The following is a 20,469-nucleotide window of genomic DNA, read 5'->3' on the forward strand; positions in this document are numbered from 1 at the left end:
TTTAGAATTAGAGACCCTTTGGACCTCTGGTTTTGCTAAAAAACCACCCCGAAAAGAACTCTTGATTCGCAATAATTGAAGAAAATCATAAAAAGATTTGTTAGAATCAGAAGAAATATTTCTTCTCTAATAGGACTTTTTATATGGTTACATCTTTTGGTAAAATTTTACGGAAACTTCGCATTGATCACTCAGAACGCCTTTTAGATATGGCTAAGAAATTAGACATATCTGTAGCATTTTTATCTTCTGTCGAAATTGGCAAAAAATCTGTTCCTGTAGGACTGGAGGAAAAGATCATAGAGCTTTATGGTTTAGATAAAGAGAAGGCTTCTCTCTTAAAAAAAGAAGCCTATTCTTGTCGAAAAAGCATCATCATAAAGCCTTCTACTCCGTTGCAACGTGAAATTGTTGTTGCGTTTATGAGACTTTTAGATGGCTTACATCAAGAAGCGTTAGCAGACTTCAAAGAAATATTAGAAACATTGTGCGAAGCGTGCTTTATAGAGAAATGTTAGAAAATCCTATTCCCTAACTTTTATCCACGTATCCCGTACTTTAAAAAAGATATATAAAATCAATAGATTATGTACAGAAAAAAGAAACATGGTACGCCCAAGGGGAATCGAACCCCTGTTTCCGCCGTGAAAGGGCGATGTCCTAACCGCTAGACGATGGGCGCAAACCAATGATGAGGCTTATAGAGAGGATCTTTTTACTTCGCAAGCCCTCTGTGTCATTTTTTTTGAAAAAAGTGTGTTTTATTGAATAATTTTTGAGCGATTCCTGTTTAGATCATTTTGTTTTCTAAGATTTTTTGTAGAAAAAATATAAAGTTATCATGATTGATAGAAAATTTTGATGTGGGTATCATCTCAGGGAATGATATTTTCAGTTTTGAGGAGTAGGCAAAAATGATCAAAAACAGCATTTTTAATGTATTTATTTTTTGCATATTTTATCGCTTGTTATCTTTGCTCACCACATGAGAATATTATTTAACTTGCTTGAAAGAGCCTTTATACAGAAAGACTTCTCATTTGAGCTTATCATAAAGCAAAAACTGTATAATTTATGAAGTGGAAAGACAATATTTATTACCAAATTAACAAATAATACAAAAGTTTTTCTATGAATAATCCATAGATTATTTGCAGTTTAACAAAATATAAATAGATATCTGTATGATAAAAATGAAAATATTAAAGCAATTTTTATAGAAAATATAAAAAAATATTTTTTCATATTTACTTTTACATGTCTGTAAAATTTTTAAAATTAAAAACCATTCATTTGCTCTTTTACATATTGAGAAGGTTTTTGATTTGAAAATGAATTAGCGTCGATAAAGGGCAGATTGAGATTTTTGTCATTTCAATTCGCTAGTTTTTTAAAGAGGTGGCAATAAGTTGAGATAAAATATTCGAATTTTGCAAATTTATTTTCCATATTTATAATATTTTAGAATTATGGTGTGTGCATATTAAGTCTTGTGTTTTACTTTAATGTAAGGTTCTATTTTGATATATGAGTGCGTTAAGATTTTTGCATTAAAGATTTATAGTTTAAGCTATGGAATGGTAGGAAGGAATGTGTTATTATTGACTGAACTACTTTATTTTATCCATTCTCTTAATTTATCATATGAAAGAATGTTTTTTGTTCCATATTTGTCGATTTAGAAGAGATATTTTTATTCTTTCTTACTAAGTCTTCAATATTCTTTAACTTGTTATTGATTATTTTTTAGAACTTTTCTTTATGGCAACTTGCATTTATCAGTTTTACAGATTTTCATTCTGAATTAAATATTTTATAAGATTCTGAAATCTTTGAAGACAATAAATATTATATTTTTAGGAATGTTGATTGAATAAGCGGGGATAATTCTATTGGAGAAAATAAAGTGAATAGAGCGGGATATTTCTTTTGTTTTTATGGATATAGATATTCTTTGTGTTGATTGGCACATCATTTAAACGATTCTTCAATGAAGATAGGGATCAGTGGTTAGAATATGGCAGAAGCTTTAAAAGTTGGCGTTGCGGGACTTGGTACAGTTGGTACTTCAGTTGTTCGAACTCTATTTGAAAAAGCGAATAGTTTAGCTTGTCAATGTGGGCGATTCATCAAAGTTGTTGCTGTTAGTGCGCGTGATAAAGGTCGCAATCGTGGAATTGATCTTAGTGGTATAAAATGGTTTGATTCACCTGTGGAGTTGGCTGCTTCTGATGAGATTGATGTTTTTGTAGAGTTAATTGGTGGTGAATTGGATGTGGTGTATACCGCTGTTAAGAGAGCGCTTGAGGCGGGACATCATGTTGTAACAGCCAATAAAGCTCTTCTTGCTCAACATGGCGTAGAGCTGGCTATAATTGCAGAAAAAAAAGGTGTTTTTCTTCATTTTGAAGCAGCTGTTGCAGGGGGAATTCCTGTCATCAAAGCGATGAGAGAATCACTTGTCAGTAATCGCATATCGCGAATTTATGGTATTCTCAATGGAACATGTAATTATATATTAACACGCATGTTTACGGAAGGTCTTTCATTTAAAGATTGTTTAGCAGATGCACAGAGACTTGGGTATGCTGAAGCAGATCCAAGTTTTGATATTGAGGGAAATGATACTGCTCATAAATTAGCTTTGTTGACAAGCTTGGCATTTGGAACTGCTGTTTCGTTAGATGATGTTTATGTTGAAGGAATTCATAATATTTCGCAAATTGATATTCGAGCAGCTGATGAATTGGGGTATCGGATTAAGCTTTTAGGGGTTGCATTAAAAACGGATTCTGGAATAGAGCAACGCGTTCATCCAACAATGGTACCAACATCCTCAATGATTGCACAGATAAATGGTGTAACCAATGCTCTTTCTATTCAAAGTGATTTATTAGGTGAATTACTGTTTTCTGGTCCTGGCGCCGGAGGAAAGGCAACAGCATCAGCCGTTATTGGTGATTTGGCTGATATAGCAAAAGCACGTTCTGGTTTTCAGTATGCACCTGTTTTAAGACGCCCAGCATTAGAACTTGCTCCTCATAAAAAAGCACGTATTTCGCATCATGCAGGTGGTTATTTTATTCGTTTAAATGTTCATGATCGTACTGGTGTTTTTGCCGCGGTCGCAAGGCATATGGCTGATAATCACATCTCATTGGAGTCGATTGTTCAAAGATCTTTTGTAGAAGATCAAATTGAAAAAACAATTATTTTAATTACGCATGAAACAACAGAGGTGAATGTACGACAGGCACTTGCAGAAATTGAAAAAGATGGACATCTTGTTGCAAAATCTCAATTTATTCGTATTGAACCTATGACAGAGAATTGATAACTTTCTTGATAATGACAAAAAGGAACGCTTGAGTTCTTTTATCTCTTGTGGAAAATTTTCATCTTTGCCAAAAAACTTTATTCTTAGTATTTAATAAGGACTCATATTTTTTCTGGTATTCATTCGGTAGGATTTTTTCATATGCCCACAACTCAGAAGATTTTAAATGGACTTGATCGTATTTTGACGCTTGAATTGGTACGTGTTACTGAACGTGCTGCTGTTGCTGCTGCACGCTGGCGCGGACGTGGCGATGAAAAGGCAGCGGATCAAGCTGCTGTAGATGCAATGCGGCAGGAACTTAATCGATTGCCTATTGATGGTACAGTGGTGATTGGTGAAGGTGAGCGGGATGAAGCGCCTATGCTTTATATTGGAGAAAAAGTAGGTCTTCAAAGTGGATTGGCGATCGATATTGCACTTGATCCACTAGAGGGTACAACACTTTGTGCTAAAAATATTGCCAATTCTTTGGCAGTAGTTGCAATTGCTGAAAAGGGTAATCTCCTTTATGCCCCTGATGTTTATATGAACAAAATTGCTATTGGTCCTGGTTATCCAAAGGGAGTAGTCGATATAGATGCTTGTCCTACCGATAATATACATGCTCTTGCGAAGGCTAAAGGAGTGACTGTTAATCAGATTGTTGTTTGTATTATGGATAGACCTCGTCATGAAAAATTGGTTAATGAAGTACGAGCGACAGGGGCGTCGATTCGCTTGATTGGGGATGGAGATGTGGCTGCTGTTATTGATACAACTGATCCAGAAGAAACAGGTATTGATATCTATATGGGGATTGGTGGAGCACCTGAAGGTGTCTTAGCTTCTGCTGCTTTGCGCTGCATTGGAGGACAGATGCAAGGTCGTTTGCTGCTTGATACAGAAGAGAAAATTGCTCGTGCAGCTAAAATGGGGATTAGTGATCCCAATAAGGTTTATACAATGGAAGAAATGGCAAAGGGTGATGTTTTGTTTTCAGCAACAGGGGTGACAGATGGCAATATGCTTTCTGGTGTTAAATTTACATCTCGTTACATTCAAACGGAAACTCTCGTAATGCGCTCCCATACGGGTACAGTCCGTAATATTAAAGCAAAGCATAGAAATCATTCGAAATTTGATTAATGCTTTCTTTTTTGTCACTAAAAATAGAGGGAGTTTTTCTAGGAAAAACGCTTCCATGAATCTACTTTCATGGAAGCGTTTATAGATATGAGAATACCTTAAATATTATGAGATCTGGACAGAATGTACCCAGCCATTTTTATCTTCTATGTTCCCTTTTTGAATGCCAACCAATTGTGTACGAAGCTGCTTTGTAACTTCTCCAACTGTTTCATTTCCAATAATAAATTCTCCCCCTTTATATCTAAAACGACCAATTGATGTGACAACGGCAGCTGTACCACAAGCAAAGGCTTCTTTAAGGTGTCCACTCTTTGCATCATCTTGAAGCGCTGTAAAAGAATAAGGACGCTCTTCTATTTTTAATCCCATTTGTTGAGCTAACCTTAAGATTGAATCACGGGTTATCCCTGGAAGGATAGTTCCATTAAGTGGGGGGGTTACAAGTGTATTATTGTCCATAATAAAGCAGACATTCATACCACCAAGTTCTTCAATCCATTTATGTTCAATCATATCAAGGAAGAGTACTTGGCTACAATTATTTTCAGTTGCAGTTTTTTGTGCCAGTAAGCTTGCTGCATAGTTTCCACCACATTTGGCAGCCCCTGTTCCTCTTGGACCGGCACGACTATAATCTGTTTCAATCCAGACGCTGACAGATTTTTCTTCTCCTTTGAAATAGGATTCAACTGGAGAGGCTATGACACAAAAAAGATATTCTTGAGAAGGGCGGACTCCCAAAAAGTTTTCATTGCCAAACATAAATGGACGGATATAGAGGCTAGCGTTGGGCTGATCAGAAACCCATTTTTGATCAATCTTTACTAATTGATGAACGGCATCCAGAAAAATATCTTTTGGCAATTCTGGCATAGCTAAACGTTGTGCTGATTCTATAAAGCGTTGTGCATTGGCATCAGGACGGAAGAGCAAGATGCGTCCATCTTTTGCACGATATGCTTTTAAACCCTCAAAAATTTCCTGTCCGTAATGTAAAACGGTACTTGCAGGGTTAATTTCTAAAGCTTTGTATTGAGAAATGACGGCATTGTGCCAGCCTTTGTCTTCAGTCCATTGAATAGTACACATGTGGTCTGTAAAAAATTGACCAAAACCAGGACTTTTTAAAATTTCTTCATATTTTTCTTCTGACAGAGGAGATGGGTGTTTTTCTATTTTAAAGGGAAGCGATGATATGGGAGATTTCATAAAAAACCTTTTGAGTATGTTTCATTTTTATTAATAAAAATAATGAAATATTTTGATTATAACTCTATTATTAACAAAACCTTTGTGTCAATGTTTTATTATAGAATACAAAGGGGTTTATTATAGAATTCAAAGGCTAGAGTAGGGTAGATATTTTAATTCTATCCTCGCTTCTTTTTCTCAACTTTATGAAGTAAACTGGAACTTTTGTTTATAATTATCGTTTTCTCACAATAAGTATCTGAATAATTTCATATATGCATATTTTCTAGAAATTTAAAGGTAAGGGAATTGAGAAAAGGAATCCACTATGATTGATAAAAATTATCACACATATGAAGAACGTATGGCCGCAGAAAGAAGAGGTCGTGAACAACCTGTTTCAATCGCTAAGGGTATTTTTGCTATTCTTCTTGCGATGGTTATTATCTGGTTTATTTTTGGTTTTTTAGGATCTTTTTTTGCAAAATCTCCTGAACATAGTTCGCGTTATAATACCCCAGAAACAAGCCAAAGTGTAACAACGCCCAAAAAAGATTTAAATTCGCTTCCTCCTGTACCTTATACCTATAAGGGTACGGAGTAATTTTTTCGTAAATATAATCTTTTAGATAGGGCGAAAATCGACGTAGATTAAGGAATAAAGTCAGCACAAAGACATAAAAAAGAGAGGAATGATTTTAATTTCTGAAGTTTTTGATAAGTAATTAAATGGTATGGAAATAAATAATGCAACGGTTGTTAAAACCGTTGCATTATTGGTTTAGCGTGTGATGAAGCAGCTTCCACCAGAACTTTTAATGGATTCACAAAGGATTATGGCTTCATTACGGTCTTGCGCTTGAATCCGAACACGGTAATAAGTACCTTTTCCTGGTATAAAAGCGGATTGAATATTTAAAGAACGGGCACCGATAAGGAATCCAAATTTAGATTTCATATTTTTTAAAGAATTTCTAGCGAGCTCATACGTTGGTTGAGATGCAAGTTGTACGTAATAACTTTCTGAATTTTGTGCTGCGACTCTGTTTGGTGATATGGGGCGAGACGCGGCTGGTGTTTCAACTTGTGTATTTCTTTCTGCATGAGAAGGGATAGGGATAAATTTTTCTTCAATATTTGAGCTAGAATTATTTTCTGCGATTATTTTATCAATATTATTTTTGAGATCATGATCTCTTTCTTGGTCGTTTATATCAGAATCATGCGACGAAACAAGGGACGAATCTTGAAGTTCATTAGAAGTTTGATCAATGCTTTCTTCAGATTGAGCAGCAGTTTTGCTGTTTGTTTGATGCGCAGGGGCTAGTGTAACTGTACCATCTTGATTGACAATAACAGTTTGTACTTCTCGCATTGGAATAGTATGATTTATGGCTTCTGTGACTGCATCTTCAACATCAGATTCATTTAAAGACGATGAGGAAACGCTTGAAGATTCTTCAGGGTTTAATTCTTTTAAATTTTCAGGTTGTTCAGAGTTATCAATAAGAAATTGTTGTGTATTTTCTTGTTTCTCATTTTGTTCAGTTGTTTGTTTATAGATATCTAAATTATGTGCAACATCATTTTTCGTTTCAGTTGTTTCTGGTTTGAATTTAAAAGGCGTATTATCAGCGTGGATAATGACCGTTTCTTCATTTTTTTGTGATGGCATAAAAAAATGAGAATAACCAGCAAACCCAAGTCCTATTAAAATAAGTATAAAAAAAACTTTAATGAAAGTTTTACCAAAAATAAAACTTTTTAAGGGAGGAGGAGCTGATGGAGGTGTGGGAACCTCATCTGAGTTTGTGTATGATGAATTCTCGCTAAAAGAGGGAAAATTATATTCCATATTGGCAGAAGAAAAATAGTCGGAATTTTGTTCTTTAGAGTTTATATAAACACCTTCTTTTGAATTTTGCATAGACTGATGAAAAACTTCACTAAAAACCTCGTTTTTCTGTTTTTTTTGAGAAAAATTATCCGTTGGGACATTCCCTACATTGAGTACATCAGCAAATTCTTCTTCTAAACCACCATTAGTTGGCACATCATATTCTGGCGCTTCATACGGGACTTCTGGAACCATAATAGGACCAGTTTTTTCTACGATTTCCTCTGAAAATTTATAAGTATCAACATTGGGAGGGGGAGTATCTCTGTGCGTATAGTTATGGGCAAAAAAGCCATCCGTTTGTTTTGTATTTAAAGAGGGGGATGAGGAAAGAAACTCATCTAAATTATTTTCATTATATGAAATTTCTCTATTTGGGTTAGAGGCACCTTCGGCGTTATTGATGTATTGGGCTCGAGCCTCATCATATATCGGAACTTTTTCGCCATAAGTTTCTTGTTGTGAGGGGTTTTCTGCAAAAAAATGGGGATAATTGGTTGTATGATCTTCTTGTGAAGCCCCCTTTAAATAAGATTGTCTATCAACTGGTGGAGAATCTAAAGGTGAGGAGAAGGTACTTGTTGTTTGATTTCTTGCAGTGTTTTGTCTTTCTGACACAAGATTAGAAGATGAGAAAAACTCATTTTCCTCTGTAGAAGAGGAGACATCAGGATAATCTTTTTTAATCCAATTTTCTTGATCAGCTGAAATTTTATAGGGATGGTTTATAGGAGTGTCATAGAGGTTTTGATTGTCCTCATAAGTTTTTTGTATATTCGTAGTCTCAGGTTGTTGTGAATTTATTTGTGAAAAACGATTGGTTTGTTCAACATCTTCTGGCGTCTCTCTCTTATTTTCGTGCCTTTCAGATTTATCAAAAAAGAAATTTTCTGATTCTGATTGTGACATAAGATTACTTTTTTCAAGAAAAGGATCAGCATTGGTTGCTGTTTTTTTCTGTTGATGTGATTGATTCTTTGGGATTGGTAATGGAGAAAGCTCATCTAAAATTTGTTCTTCATCATGACTGCTAGGTGAAGAATATTTCTCTTCAGATAAATTATTTTGTTTTGAATGGTTTAAATTATTTTGTTTTGAATGGTTGAAAGAAGAAAATTGTGCAATATCTGAGGCTGTTGCGTTGCTGGTTGCATGCAAGTCCCATTGTTTTTTTTGATCATCAAACGGTAAGTCATGTGCTAAATTTTTTTCAAGTTCCTCTTCTAGAAAGGAGAAATCAAAATCATCATCATGGGATGATGTTTCGGGGTGAGATGTTGATCGTTCTGTTTTTAAAGAAGATTGCTCATTTTGGTTTCCGCTTTGTTTGTGCGGATTAAAAATGCGCGTAAGCCTTTCTAAAGGATCATGGTGTTCATGATCGTGTTTTGTTTCGTGTAGATTTTTGCGATCGTTATCGCTCATAGCTTTTCTCACATGATGGTTTGCACTTACGTGCAATCAATGGTTGATTTTGATTTGTTATATTAAAATTATAAATTTTCCCCCTCTCATGCAAGGATACATGAAAAAGTTTATCAATAGAGTACCTATTGTATGTATTTATAGAACTTTTTCAACGCATTTCTATGGGTGCTTCGACTCCTATGATGGTAAGCCCTGATGATAAAATATTGATAACAGCTTGTATCAATCCTAATCTTGCAAAGGATAACTCTTTATCATCAGGTTGAATAAAGCGTAAATTGAGATTTTCACTCCCTTTATTCCAATGGGTGTGAAAGCTGGAGGCAAGGTCATAAAGGTAAAACGCTAATCGATGCGGTTCTTTATGAATTACGGCCTGTTCAATGATACGTGGATATTCAGAAAGTTTGCGTATTAACAATATTTCATGGTCATCTGTTAATCGATGAAGATGGGCAATCAATGTATTATTTGAAAAGCTTTTAATATGAAGCGCTTCTTGTGCTTGACGAAAGACTGAGTGACAACGTGCACTTGCATATTGTACGTAAAAGATGGGGTTATCTTTTGATTGTTCTGTTACTTTTGCAAAATCAAAATCAAGAGGTGCTTCACACTTACGGTATAGCATCATAAAACGCACAGGATCACGCCCAACCTCTTCGACAACATCCCGTAGAGTGACAAAAGATCCTGCTCTTTTTGACATGCGTACAGGATGACCGTTGCGAAAAAGTTTTACCAATTGACACAAGAAGACACTTAATTTAGCTTTATCCCCAGAAATTGCTTTTGCCATTGCCTCTAGTCGTTTTACATAGCCCGCATGGTCTGCGCCTAGAATATAAATCATTTCATCAAAATGACGATTAAATTTATCCCGAAAATAAGCAACATCAGCAGCAAAATAAGTGTAAGAACCGTCAGATTTGACTAAAACACGGTCTTGGTCATCACCGACATTTGTTGAACGGAACAAAGTTTGTTCGCTTGGTTCCCAGTCTTCTGTATTTTGTCCTTTGGGAGGGGGGAGTTTTCCTTTGTAGATATAACCATTTAAAGTGAGGTCGTTGATGGTGTTACGAATGGCGCGTGCATTATCTGCATAAAGCATTCGCTCAGAGAAAAAGATATCATGATAAATATTAAGAGCAGCCAAATCTTCGCGAATCATGGACATCATTGCATGAATTGCACGTTCTTTCACAAGAGATAAGGCTTCATCTTTATCCATCGTGAGGAGTTGGTCACCAAACTCTTGAGCAAGCGATTGACCCAATGGTATCAAGTATTCTCCAGGATAGAGTCCTTCTGGAATTTCATTAATTTCTTGCCCAAGAGCTTCACGATAGCGCAATAGTACCGAATGGGCGAGGACTTCGATTTGTTGACCCGCATCATTGATATAATATTCTTTCGTAATGTTATAGCCCGTAAATTGTAGCAAATTGGAAAGGACATCTCCAACAACGGCTCCGCGGCAGTGTCCTACATGCATTGGCCCTGTCGGATTTGCTGAAACATATTCAACATTGACACGTTTTCCTTGTCCCATTGGGATACGACCATAAGAAGTACCTAATTCAAGCATGGATTTTATAACATCTTGCCAAAATAATTTTGTAAGCTTGATGTTGATAAAACCAGGACCGGCAACATCTATATTTTCGATAGAGGAATCATTTTTAAGAAGTTCTATGATTTTATCTGCAAGTGCACGTGGATTGATTCCAATAGATTTTGCAAGCACCATAGCAGCATTGGTTGATAAATGACCATGGGAGGAATCACGCGGAGGATCAACAGTGATTTTTGATAAATCTAGATCTTCTCCATTTTTTCCTTTTATATCAGATAATTCAATTGATCTCTTAATTTTTTTTTCGAAATTTTTAAAGATATTCATATTTAGCTTCCATGATGATGCCAAAAGCCATTAAACGAAATTATCTGTATGGTCAAATAAACGCTGATATTCACGTAGAGCGTAGTGATCCGTCATGCCTGAAAGAAAGTCAGCAATCAAACGTGCTAACTCTTGATTTTTTAAGTGCACTGTTTTGCTCTGCCAACTTTCAGGCATTGTATTTGGATTTTCATAATAACAATTGAATAATTTTTGTACAATGCATTTTGCTGCATTGCGACGACTAAGAACTTGTTCATGGTAGTAAAGATTTTTAAATAAAAAGTTTTTTAGTTCTTTTTCATAAACGGTCATTGTCGGTGAAAAGGTGACAATGGTTTGTTTTGCTTGGTGAATATCGTTTATGCTTGTTGGTTTGATGCGTGCTAAATTTTCTTGTGATTGTTTGATAACATCTTCAACCATGGTTGTTATTTGTCTTCGTACAAGTGTGTAACCGCGACGCGCTTGGTCGAGGTGGGGATGCTCATCTGTTATATCTTTTAATATTGCTGCTGTTAGTGGAACATGTTCAAATTGATCGAGTGTTAAAAATTGCGAACGTAGACCATCATCAATATCATGCGCATTGTATGCGATATCATCTGCAATAGCAGCACATTGCGCTTCTAGCCCTGCAAAACAATCGAGTGCAAGGTCTTGCTTTGCATTGTATTGTAAAATATCGATAGGAACCTCCTTATTCTTTGCGTGAGGACCTAAAAGGGGACCATTATGCTTTACTAGTCCTTCGAGGGTTTCCCATGTAAGGTTAAGTCCATCAAAATTTGCATAGCGCTGTTCTAGTTTTGTTACAATGCGTAATGCTTGTGCATTATGATCAAAGCCGCCATAATGTACCATGGCTTCATTAAGAGCATCTTCTCCTGCATGGCCAAAGGGTGTGTGTCCAAAGTCGTGAACAAGGGCAATGGCTTCGGCAAGGTCTTCATCAAGACACAGGGCACGGGCTAATGTTCTTGCAATTTGAGAAACCTCTATGGAATGGGTTAGGCGAGTACGGTAATGATCGCTTTCATCAGCAATAAACACTTGCGTTTTATGTTTAAGACGTCGAAATGCATTAGAATGGATAATACGATCTCTATCTCGTTGAAAAGGTGAGCGTGTGGTGCTCATCGTTTCATGGTATAATCGACCACGGCTTGTTTGTGGATGAGCACTGTATACTGCTCGAGATTGGTAATTGAAGTTGATATTGCCTATATCCATTGCAAGCTGTCTATTATCATCTTAAAATTGAGAGTGGTTTATGAGAAATAAACTGCTCTTTGAGTGTAGGATACTCTTTCTTGATGGTTTAATGCAAGGATATATAAAATGAATGTGAAAATTTCAGATGTTGCTGCCAAAAAAATTGCACAGATACTTTTGCGTGAACCCGATAAAATAGCATTACGTATTTCTGTTGAAGGTGGTGGGTGTTCTGGTTTTTCTTATAAATATGACTTGGTTTCTGAAATGTGTGAAGATGACCTCGTTCTCAAAAAAGACGGGGCAGTTGTGTTTATTGATTTACTATCACTTCCTTTTATGGAAGGAGCTGAGATTGATTTTGTTGATGATCTTATGGGGCAGTCTTTTCAAATCCACAATCCCAATGCTGTTTCATCATGTGGTTGTGGTGTAAGTTTCTCAATTTAAAATGATGGCTGTGTGATATTGTTTCTTGAAAAAAAGATCATGTTGGTCAACAATGCAAAAATGGGTATTCTTATAAAAATAGTGCACCGATGTGTATGGTTGTGCGTGGCGCTTTCTTTATTGACTTGGAGCCACTGTGCTTTTTCTGAAGCAGGAGAAGGGCAAGATCAGCAGCAGAGACAATCAAGGAGTTTTATTGTAAAGACTCAAGAGCAGGAGAACGAAAACTTAGCATCTCAAACACAACTCATTTTGAATGCTCGATTAACAAATAGTCATCCGGATATTGAAAAAGGGCTTGTCTGGCGGGTTTATGCTCCTATTCTAGGGATTGATAATAAGTTACCATTAGTGGCAACCTATAAGGGGGGAAGTGCACGTTTTGATCTCGAACCAGGAAATTATCTTGTTCATGTCTCATTTGGTCATATGAGTGCTGTGCGCCATATTCGTTTAGAAAATGGGCAGAGTCTTGTAAAAAACTTTAATCTTGAGGCTGGTGGTGTCATTTTAAATGCAACACTGCTCAATGGCGTAATGAATGAAAAGGAACTCCGTTTTACCATTTATGAGGATGAAAAAGAAAATGATGATACGGGAGTAATTATATCAAATGTTAAACCCCAATCAGTTGTGCGTTTAAAAGCTGGCCGCTACCATGTTGCTTCCCATTATGGTTCTATTAATGCGACGGCTCGTTCGGATATTCAAGTGGATGCGGGTAAAATAACAGAAGTTACTCTTGAACATCAGGCCGCTCAGATTGTCTTAAAGCTGGTGCGACAAGAAAGAGGAGAAGCGCTTGCAGATACAAGTTGGTCTCTTGCCAATGATTCTGGTGATATCGTTTATGAAACAGTAGGTGCGTATGTTTCACTCGTGTTAGCGGAGGGAGAGTATATTGCAATTGCTAAAAATAAAGATAAAATCTATCAAAAAGTTTTTTCAGTCGTTTCTGGTCATGATGAAGATATAAGTGTGATAGCGAATGAAGAAAATATGCAGCGAGTTGATGAAGATGTGGATTGATTGTTGTTCATGGGGGGTAAACTATGATGAAAGACGGGGTATGAATTTTGATTGAAATTTCAACAGTTGGTGTGTTTTTTGCTGGGGCACTCTCTTTTTTGTCACCATGCGTTTTGCCGTTAGTTCCTCCTTATTTGTGCTATATGGCAGGGGTTGGTATTGATGATTTTCGTTCAGAAAAGCCTGATGAGAAAGTCTTTATCCGGTGGGCTTTATTATCTTCTGTTATTGCTTTTGTTCTTGGGTTTACGACTGTTTTTGTTGCTTTAGGTGCCAGTGCTAGTACAATTGGGAAATTCATCGGTTATTATCGTGATTGGTTTGCCCTTGCTGCTGGAATTGTCATTATTATTTTTGGTTTAAATTTTTTGGGGATTTTCAAGATCGCTTTTTTATTTCGTGAGGCGCGTTTTCAAACCCAAAAAACACCTGCTGGTCCTTTAGGCGCGTATATTATCGGTTTAGCTTTTGCCTTTGGTTGGACACCGTGTATTGGCCCTATTTTAGGTCCTATTATAACGCTTGCTGGAACAAAAGAAACTGTGGGAGAGGGAGCTGTTCTCTTAGCGGTTTATGCATTAGGTCTTGCTATTCCTTTTATGTTAGCAGCTTTATTTTCGAGCAGTTTTATGCGATTTTTAGGAGCTTTTCGTATTCATTTAGGAAAAGTTGAAAAAATCATTGGTGTTTTTCTTATTCTTACAGGGATTTTGTTTTTAACAGGTTCTATGCAGGATCTTTCATTTTGGCTTTTAGAACATTATCCTTCGTTGAGTTATATTGAAGATATTCGTTGGCACAATATTATGATTTTTTTTGGATTTTCTCGTTAGTCTTATGTGTTTTTATGGTTAGAAGTTGTCTTTCTATTGTTCTTGCCGCAGGTGAGGGGACGCGCATGAAATCGTCTCTGCCTAAGGTACTTCATAAAATTGCTGGATTGCCTCTTATATGCCATGTTCTAAAAAAAATAGAATTGGCAGGCTCTTCACAATTAGCGGTTGTTGTGGGATATGGTGCTAAGGAGGTTACGCACGTTGTTCAGTCATTTGTAAAAGATGTAATGATTTTTGAACAAAAAGAGCGTTTAGGAACTGCTCATGCTGTTTTGTCTGCTCGTTTAGCTTTGCAAAAGGAGGTGGATGATGTGCTCATTGTTTTTGGGGATACTCCTCTCATTCAGCAAGATTCATTGCACCAAATGCGTGCACAGCTTGCTGATGGAGCAGATGTTGTTTTTGCAGGTTTTCATACCAAACATCCAACAGGTTATGGGCGTCTTCTCGAGAAAAATGGTCAATTGATTGCAATTGTAGAAGAAAAAGACGCTAGCGATGAAGAAAAAAAGATTTCTTTTTGTAACGGTGGAATACTCGCTATGCGTGGAAAACATGCACTTTCTCTTTTAGAGAAAGTTGGTAATAATAATGTGAAAAAAGAATATTACTTAACAGATATTGCTTCTCTTGCAACACGCGAAGGATTAGATGTGCGTGTTGTTGAAGTTCCTTTTGAAGATATTGTAGGAATTAACAACGGTTTTGAGCTTTCTGAGGCTGATTCTTTGTGGCAAAAACGTAAAGCGCGCGATTTAATGTTATCGGGTGTTACACTCTTAAAGCCAGAAACACTCTATTTTTCTTATGATACAGAAATTGCACCAGGGGTGGTGATAGAACCAAATGTTTATTTTGGGTTAAACGTAAAAGTACAATCTGGTGCGGTTATTCATGCATTTAGTTATCTCGAAGGTGCTGTGGTTGGTAGAGATGCACAGATTGGTCCCTATGCACGTTTGCGTCCTGGAACAGAGTTGGCAAAGTCCGTAAAGATTGGAAATTTTTGTGAAGTCAAACAAGCTAAGGTAGGAGAATCTTCTAAAATCAATCATTTAAGTTATATTGGTGATGCCGAAATTGGTGCACATACCAATATTGGAGCCGGTACGATTACTTGCAATTATGATGGATTTAACAAATATAAAACCATGATTGGTGATCATGCTTTTGTTGGGTCTAATACGGCACTTGTTTCCCCATTGGTAATAGGGGATGGCTCTTATGTTGCTTCAGGAAGTGTTATTACTGAAAATATTCCTATGAATAGTATGGCTTTTGGGCGTGCACGACAGGTTATAAAAGAGGGCTATGCGACAAAATTTCGAGAGCGTTTGTTAGAAAACAAACAGAAAAAATGATTATTTTCAGCTTATTCTTTTGTTTCGTGTTAATCTAACGATGGATGGAAGATTTATTCTTAAAGATTGCTGTATTCCATGTTTGAATTATTTTTATTATTTATAGTTTTAAATAAAGGCTGTTGGATTGTTTTGTAAAATTTGAATCTTAAGATGTGGGTTGGAGCTTTTTAATGTGTGGAATTATTGGAGTTCTTGGAAAGAGGTGTGTTACGTCCTCTTTGGTTGAGGGGTTAAAACGTCTTGAGTATAGAGGGTATGATTCATCTGGGGTGGCAACGGTCCATAATGGGCATCTTTATCGTGTACGTGCTGAGGGGAAGCTTGTTCATTTAGAAGAAAAATTAAAAAAAACACCTCTGGAGGGAAGTTTAGGGATTGGTCATACCCGTTGGGCTACGCATGGAATTGCTGTTGAACGCAATGCGCATCCCCATGTGACTGAAAAGCTTGCGATTGTTCATAATGGTATTATTGAAAATTTTGTAGAACTGCAAAAGGAACTCATAGAGGATGGTTGTATCTTTGAAACAGAGACGGATACGGAAGTTATTGCACATTTAATAACGCGTGCATTAAAAGATGGTCTTTCTCCGCAAGAAGCCATACGTACCAGTTGGAAAAGGCTGCAGGGGGCTTTTGCTATTGCTCTTATTTTCGAAGGTGAAGATAACCTTATGATTGCGGCTTGTTCTGGTCCACCTCTGGCAATTGGTTATGGAAAAGATGAATTTTTTGTGGGGTCAGATGCGATTGCTTTGGCACCATTCGTTGATTATATTAGCTATATGGAAGATGGGGATTGGGCTGTTCTCACACGGGAAGGTGTTACAATTTATGATGCTAACAACCAACCGGTAAAACGTTCTGTGACGACATTACTCGAAGGGGCTTTATTGATTTCTAAGGGTAATCATCGTCATTTTATGCACAAGGAAATGTTTGAACAACCTGAAGTGATTTCTCATAATTTGGCGCATTATCTTGACCTTGGAAATTATGCGGTTCGACCGCTTGAGAATTTGATTGATTGGAAAAATATTCATCGGCTTCTTTTTGCGAGTTGTGGAACGGCATATTATTCAACCTTAGTTGCGCGCTATTGGTTTGAGAAATTTGCCGCTTTAAGTGTTGATAATGATGTTGCTTCCGAGTTTCGTTATCGTGAACCTCCTATAACGTCTGATGTGTTATCGCTGTTTGTTTCTCAATCTGGTGAGACAGCTGATACATTGGCTTCTTTGCGTTATTGTCGTGAGCGGGGTGTAAAAACAGCAACAATTGTGAATGTAGAGCAATCAACAATGGCAAGGGAGGCTGATTTTATTCTCCCAACACTTGCCGGACCGGAAATAGGTGTTGCTTCAACAAAAGCTTTTACCTGTCAATTGGCAACGCTTGCTTCACTCGCTCTTAGTGCGGCTAAACAACGTGGCTATCTTTCGGCTCAAATAGAAAAGCAACTGGTTCAACAGTTGGCAGAAGTTCCACGTATTTTAAATGAGGTCTTAAAATTAGAGAGAAAAATTGAATGTATTTGTCGTGATTTGGTGAATGCAAAAAGTGTTCTTTATCTGGGACGTGGAACTTCTTATCCGATTGCTTTGGAGGGAGCTCTTAAACTGAAAGAGCTTTCTTATATTCATGCTGAAGGTTATGCGGCAGGTGAATTAAAGCATGGACCAATTGCTCTGGTGGATGAGACAATACCCGTTATTGTTGTTGCACCTTATGATCGGTGGTTTGAAAAAACTTTTTCTAATATGCAAGAAGTGGTAGCGCGTAATGGTCGTATTATTTTAATAACCGATAAAAAGGGAGCAGAAGTAGCTTGTCTTAAGACTTTATCAACGATCACTTTGCCAGATGTTCCAGAATTTATTTCTCCTATTATTTATGCACTCCCTGTTCAGTTAATCGCTTATCATACGGCTGTTTTATTAGGAACAGATGTTGATCAACCCCGTAATTTAGCAAAATCAGTCACGGTTGAATAAAAGTATATTTCTGAATCTTTTGGAGAATAATCAAGTGTAAGAAATTGATTTATAATGAAACTTATTTTTTCATTTTTCTCTGTTGAACGAGAATACTGAAGAAAAGTTTTTTCTTTCTAAATCCTTTACGATAAAACGAAAAATATTTTCTTACCTATCAAAAAATAGATCAGTTATGTGAATATAATGGTAGAAAAAGACGCAATATTGCTTCTACTGTTTTAATGCAAGAATAATTCAGATTGAGAGAGAAGATAGTGCTGTTGATTTGTTATTCGTTCATGAAGCATAAAGATGCTAAGAGACTGCGTAGATCATTTATGGGTAATTCTAAGAGAGAAAACCATATTTGAACAGAGAGGTATTTAAGTTTTTTATTAGAGGGTTTTTGTTATCCTGCTCGTAAGAGGCGTGCAGCATCGTTGTGTCCGAAAAGATAAAGGAGCAACCGTAAAGCTTGTCCTTGCTCAGAAGAAAGATGAGGATCGCGTTGTAAAAATAAACGAGCATCTTTTCTTGCCATTGACAAAAGATCGCTATGAACTGCAAGGTTTGCTATATGAAATTCAGGGACTCCGGATTGTTTTGTACCTAAAAGTTCTCCTTCGCCTCGTAGGCGCCAATCTTCTTCAGCAATTTCAAAACCATCTTCTGTATTGCGGATAATATTAAGGCGTGTTGCTGCTGTTTTAGTCAGTGGATCTTTATAGAGCAAAATGCAGGAAGATTTTTTATCGCCTCGTCCTACACGTCCACGTAATTGGTGCAATTGTGAAAGGCCAAAATGTTCCGCGTGTTCGATGATAATGATCGAAGCATCTGGAATATCTACTCCCACTTCAATGACGGTGGTTGCAACTAAAATACGTGTATTTCCACATTTAAAAGATGCCATAGCGGCTTCTTTTTCTGCTGTAGACATTTTTCCATGGATCATACCAACGTGTGCTCCAAAGCGCTCATGGAGAAATGCAAAGCGGTTTTCAATTGAAGTGAGATCAAGAGCTGTCGATTCCTCTACTAAAGGACAAATCCAATAGAGCTTTTCTCCTTTTTCTAATGCAATTGCGATTCTCGCTATAAGCTCATGAAGACGTTTCAAAGAAAGCGTTGCTGTTGTAATGGGTTGTCGTCCCATTGGTTTTTCGGTAATTTTAGAGACATCCATATCACCAAAAGCTGTTAAGACAAGTGTGCGGGGAATGGGCGTGGCGGTCATAACCAGCATATCAGCTTTATTGCCTTTTTCTGTAAGAGCGATACGTTGATGGACACCAAAACGGTGTTGTTCATCGATAATGGTTAAAGCGAGATTATTATAAGTAACGCTGTTTTGTATGAGAGCATGAGTTCCGATGACAATAGAAACTTGACCTGACAGAATATCATTCACGATATTTGTCCGCAATTTCCCTTTTTCTCGTCCTGTTAAAAGCGTTGTTTGTAATCCGACCTTTTCGGCAAGAGGAGCGATGGTGGCAAAATGTTGCCTAGCAAGCACTTCAGTTGGTGCCATTAAAGCTGATTGTCCTGAATTTTCAGCAATTTGTGCCATTGCCATCAATGCAACAACAGTTTTTCCTGCGCCTACATCACCTTGAAGTAGTCTTAGCATCGGTTCTGGTGAAGCAAGATCATTTGCGATATCTTCTACTGCTTTTTTTTGTCCGGTTGTGAGTTGAAAGGGGAGGATATTAAGCAATTTTTTAGTATAAATTCCTGTTGATGGTCGAGAAGTGCCAACAAGAGATTTAGTTTTCAAACGCACGAGTCCTAGTGCCAATTGACAAGCGAGCAATTCATCATAGGCAAGACGTTTGCGTGCTGTACTTTCTAAGGATAGATCATTGGGGTTAATGGGCGCATGGATACGGCGTAAAGCAACAGAAAAAGAAGGAAAATTTTGCTGCTTTTTTACATTTTCATCTATCCATTCTGGGAGGAGAGGAATAAAATCAAGAGTGTTTTGTATGGCGCGTCTTAGTGTCTTTACAGTTAGTCCTGCAGTAGAGGGATAGACAGGTTCGATGAGAGGTATCTGATTTGATTGTTCGCTTGGGGCAATATAGTCTGGATGCGCCATTGAAAGCTGTCCATTAAACCATTCAACTTTTCCTGATATAATGACTTTTTTTCCTTCGGGGAGTTGTTTTTTTAGCCAAAGAGGTTGAGCATGAAAAAAGACTAAATTTATTTTTCCTGTGTGATCATGGGCAATAACACGATAGGGAATTCGGTTGTGACCACGGGGTGGTGGTTGATGCTGATCGATGATAATTTCGAGCGTAACAGTATCTCCTTCTTTTGCACAAGTAATGTTGGGACGCATTCTGCGGTCTATAACGGAATGGGGCATTAATTGAAGAAGGTCAATAAGGGTTGCTTCGCGTTGTGTGGGATTAACATCTAAGAGTTTGGTCAATAAACCATAGACTTTAGGTGTAATACCAGAAAGAGTTCGGATAGAATTAAAAAGTGGGGTAAGAAGACTTGGAGGCATGAGCAAATTTAACCTGCCCTTTTTGTTTTTTCTAGACCTTTAGAAGAGCTTTTTGGGGATAAAGTCATAAAGACAAGGTTGCTTTATTTACACATTGAACTTTAGGAAGAGAAATTAATATTTAAAGAAAAATACAATTAAATGGTCAAAAATTAAAGTACTTAGATGAGGTATATTGTTTTTCTTTTTAT

The 20,469-nt window shown here is 37.0% G+C and carries 14 protein-coding genes and 1 tRNA gene; 9 read left to right on the plus strand and 6 right to left on the minus strand.

The features are described 5' to 3' along the window. Positions 1–143: 143 nt before the first annotated feature. Positions 144–518, plus strand: a complete 375-nt coding sequence (locus tag ACFINH_RS03620; protein WP_375632174.1) for a helix-turn-helix domain-containing protein — start codon at positions 144–146, stop codon at positions 516–518. Positions 519–607: 89 nt separating this feature from the next. Here ACFINH_RS03620 and ACFINH_RS03625 read toward each other — a convergent pair. Beyond that, positions 608–682: transfer RNA gene (locus tag ACFINH_RS03625), tRNA-Glu, on the minus strand. Between the two features lie 1,335 nt (positions 683–2,017). Here ACFINH_RS03625 and ACFINH_RS03630 point away from each other — a divergent pair. Next, on the plus strand, positions 2,018–3,334 hold the full coding sequence (locus tag ACFINH_RS03630) for a homoserine dehydrogenase (protein ID WP_375632175.1): 1,317 nt from the start codon (positions 2,018–2,020) through the stop codon (positions 3,332–3,334). A gap of 144 nt (positions 3,335–3,478) precedes the next feature. Next, positions 3,479–4,465: a class II fructose-bisphosphatase gene (gene glpX, locus ACFINH_RS03635; protein ID WP_375617770.1), complete on the plus strand. Its 987-nt coding sequence runs from the start codon at positions 3,479–3,481 to the stop codon at positions 4,463–4,465. Positions 4,466–4,570: 105 nt separating this feature from the next. Here the strand turns inward: glpX and ACFINH_RS03640 are convergent, their stop codons facing one another. Next, positions 4,571–5,677, minus strand: coding sequence for a branched-chain amino acid aminotransferase (locus ACFINH_RS03640; protein WP_375632176.1), 1,107 nt, complete (start codon positions 5,675–5,677; stop codon positions 4,571–4,573). Between the two features lie 310 nt (positions 5,678–5,987). Between ACFINH_RS03640 and ACFINH_RS03645 the strand changes: the two genes are divergently transcribed. Further along, the gene (locus tag ACFINH_RS03645) at positions 5,988–6,263 is read left to right on the plus strand and encodes a hypothetical protein (RefSeq protein WP_375611528.1); all 276 of its coding nucleotides are present in this window, start codon (positions 5,988–5,990) and stop codon (positions 6,261–6,263) included. Positions 6,264–6,440: 177 nt separating this feature from the next. On the opposite strand, the gene ACFINH_RS03650 is transcribed toward ACFINH_RS03645, so the two are convergent. The 3 genes from ACFINH_RS03650 to ACFINH_RS03660 form a co-directional block, all read right to left on the minus strand. Next, complete coding sequence (locus ACFINH_RS03650) at positions 6,441–8,981, minus strand: SPOR domain-containing protein (RefSeq protein ID WP_375632177.1); 2,541 nt, start codon at positions 8,979–8,981, stop codon at positions 6,441–6,443. Positions 8,982–9,132: 151 nt separating this feature from the next. Further along, on the minus strand, positions 9,133–10,890 hold the full coding sequence (gene argS / locus ACFINH_RS03655) for an arginine--tRNA ligase (protein ID WP_375632178.1): 1,758 nt from the start codon (positions 10,888–10,890) through the stop codon (positions 9,133–9,135). A gap of 30 nt (positions 10,891–10,920) precedes the next feature. Continuing rightward, entirely contained in the window at positions 10,921–12,123 is a 1,203-nt protein-coding gene (locus tag ACFINH_RS03660; RefSeq protein ID WP_375627797.1) for a deoxyguanosinetriphosphate triphosphohydrolase, read from the minus strand. Between the two features lie 108 nt (positions 12,124–12,231). On the opposite strand from ACFINH_RS03660, the gene ACFINH_RS03665 reads away from it, so the two are divergent. From ACFINH_RS03665 to glmS, 5 genes are all read left to right on the plus strand, one after another. After that, the gene (locus ACFINH_RS03665) at positions 12,232–12,555 is read left to right on the plus strand and encodes an iron-sulfur cluster assembly accessory protein (protein ID WP_273791197.1); all 324 of its coding nucleotides are present in this window, start codon (positions 12,232–12,234) and stop codon (positions 12,553–12,555) included. A gap of 39 nt (positions 12,556–12,594) precedes the next feature. Beyond that, on the plus strand, positions 12,595–13,584 hold the full coding sequence (locus ACFINH_RS03670) for a carboxypeptidase regulatory-like domain-containing protein (protein WP_375627806.1): 990 nt from the start codon (positions 12,595–12,597) through the stop codon (positions 13,582–13,584). Between the two features lie 44 nt (positions 13,585–13,628). Then, complete coding sequence (locus tag ACFINH_RS03675; RefSeq protein ID WP_375611585.1) at positions 13,629–14,417, plus strand: cytochrome c biogenesis CcdA family protein; 789 nt, start codon at positions 13,629–13,631, stop codon at positions 14,415–14,417. Positions 14,418–14,431: 14 nt separating this feature from the next. Then, entirely contained in the window at positions 14,432–15,781 is a 1,350-nt protein-coding gene (glmU, locus tag ACFINH_RS03680; protein WP_375632179.1) for a bifunctional UDP-N-acetylglucosamine diphosphorylase/glucosamine-1-phosphate N-acetyltransferase GlmU, read from the plus strand. Positions 15,782–15,954: 173 nt separating this feature from the next. Continuing rightward, positions 15,955–17,778, plus strand: coding sequence for a glutamine--fructose-6-phosphate transaminase (isomerizing) (glmS, locus tag ACFINH_RS03685; RefSeq protein ID WP_375632180.1), 1,824 nt, complete (start codon positions 15,955–15,957; stop codon positions 17,776–17,778). Between the two features lie 391 nt (positions 17,779–18,169). Here the strand turns inward: glmS and recG are convergent, their stop codons facing one another. After that, positions 18,170–20,278: an ATP-dependent DNA helicase RecG gene (gene recG, locus ACFINH_RS03690; protein ID WP_375613094.1), complete on the minus strand. Its 2,109-nt coding sequence runs from the start codon at positions 20,276–20,278 to the stop codon at positions 18,170–18,172. Between the last annotated feature and the right edge of the window lie 191 nt (positions 20,279–20,469).

The organism is Bartonella sp. AA74HLJMH (assembly GCF_042197045.1).
Taxonomy (GTDB): Bacteria; Pseudomonadota; Alphaproteobacteria; order Rhizobiales; family Rhizobiaceae; genus Bartonella.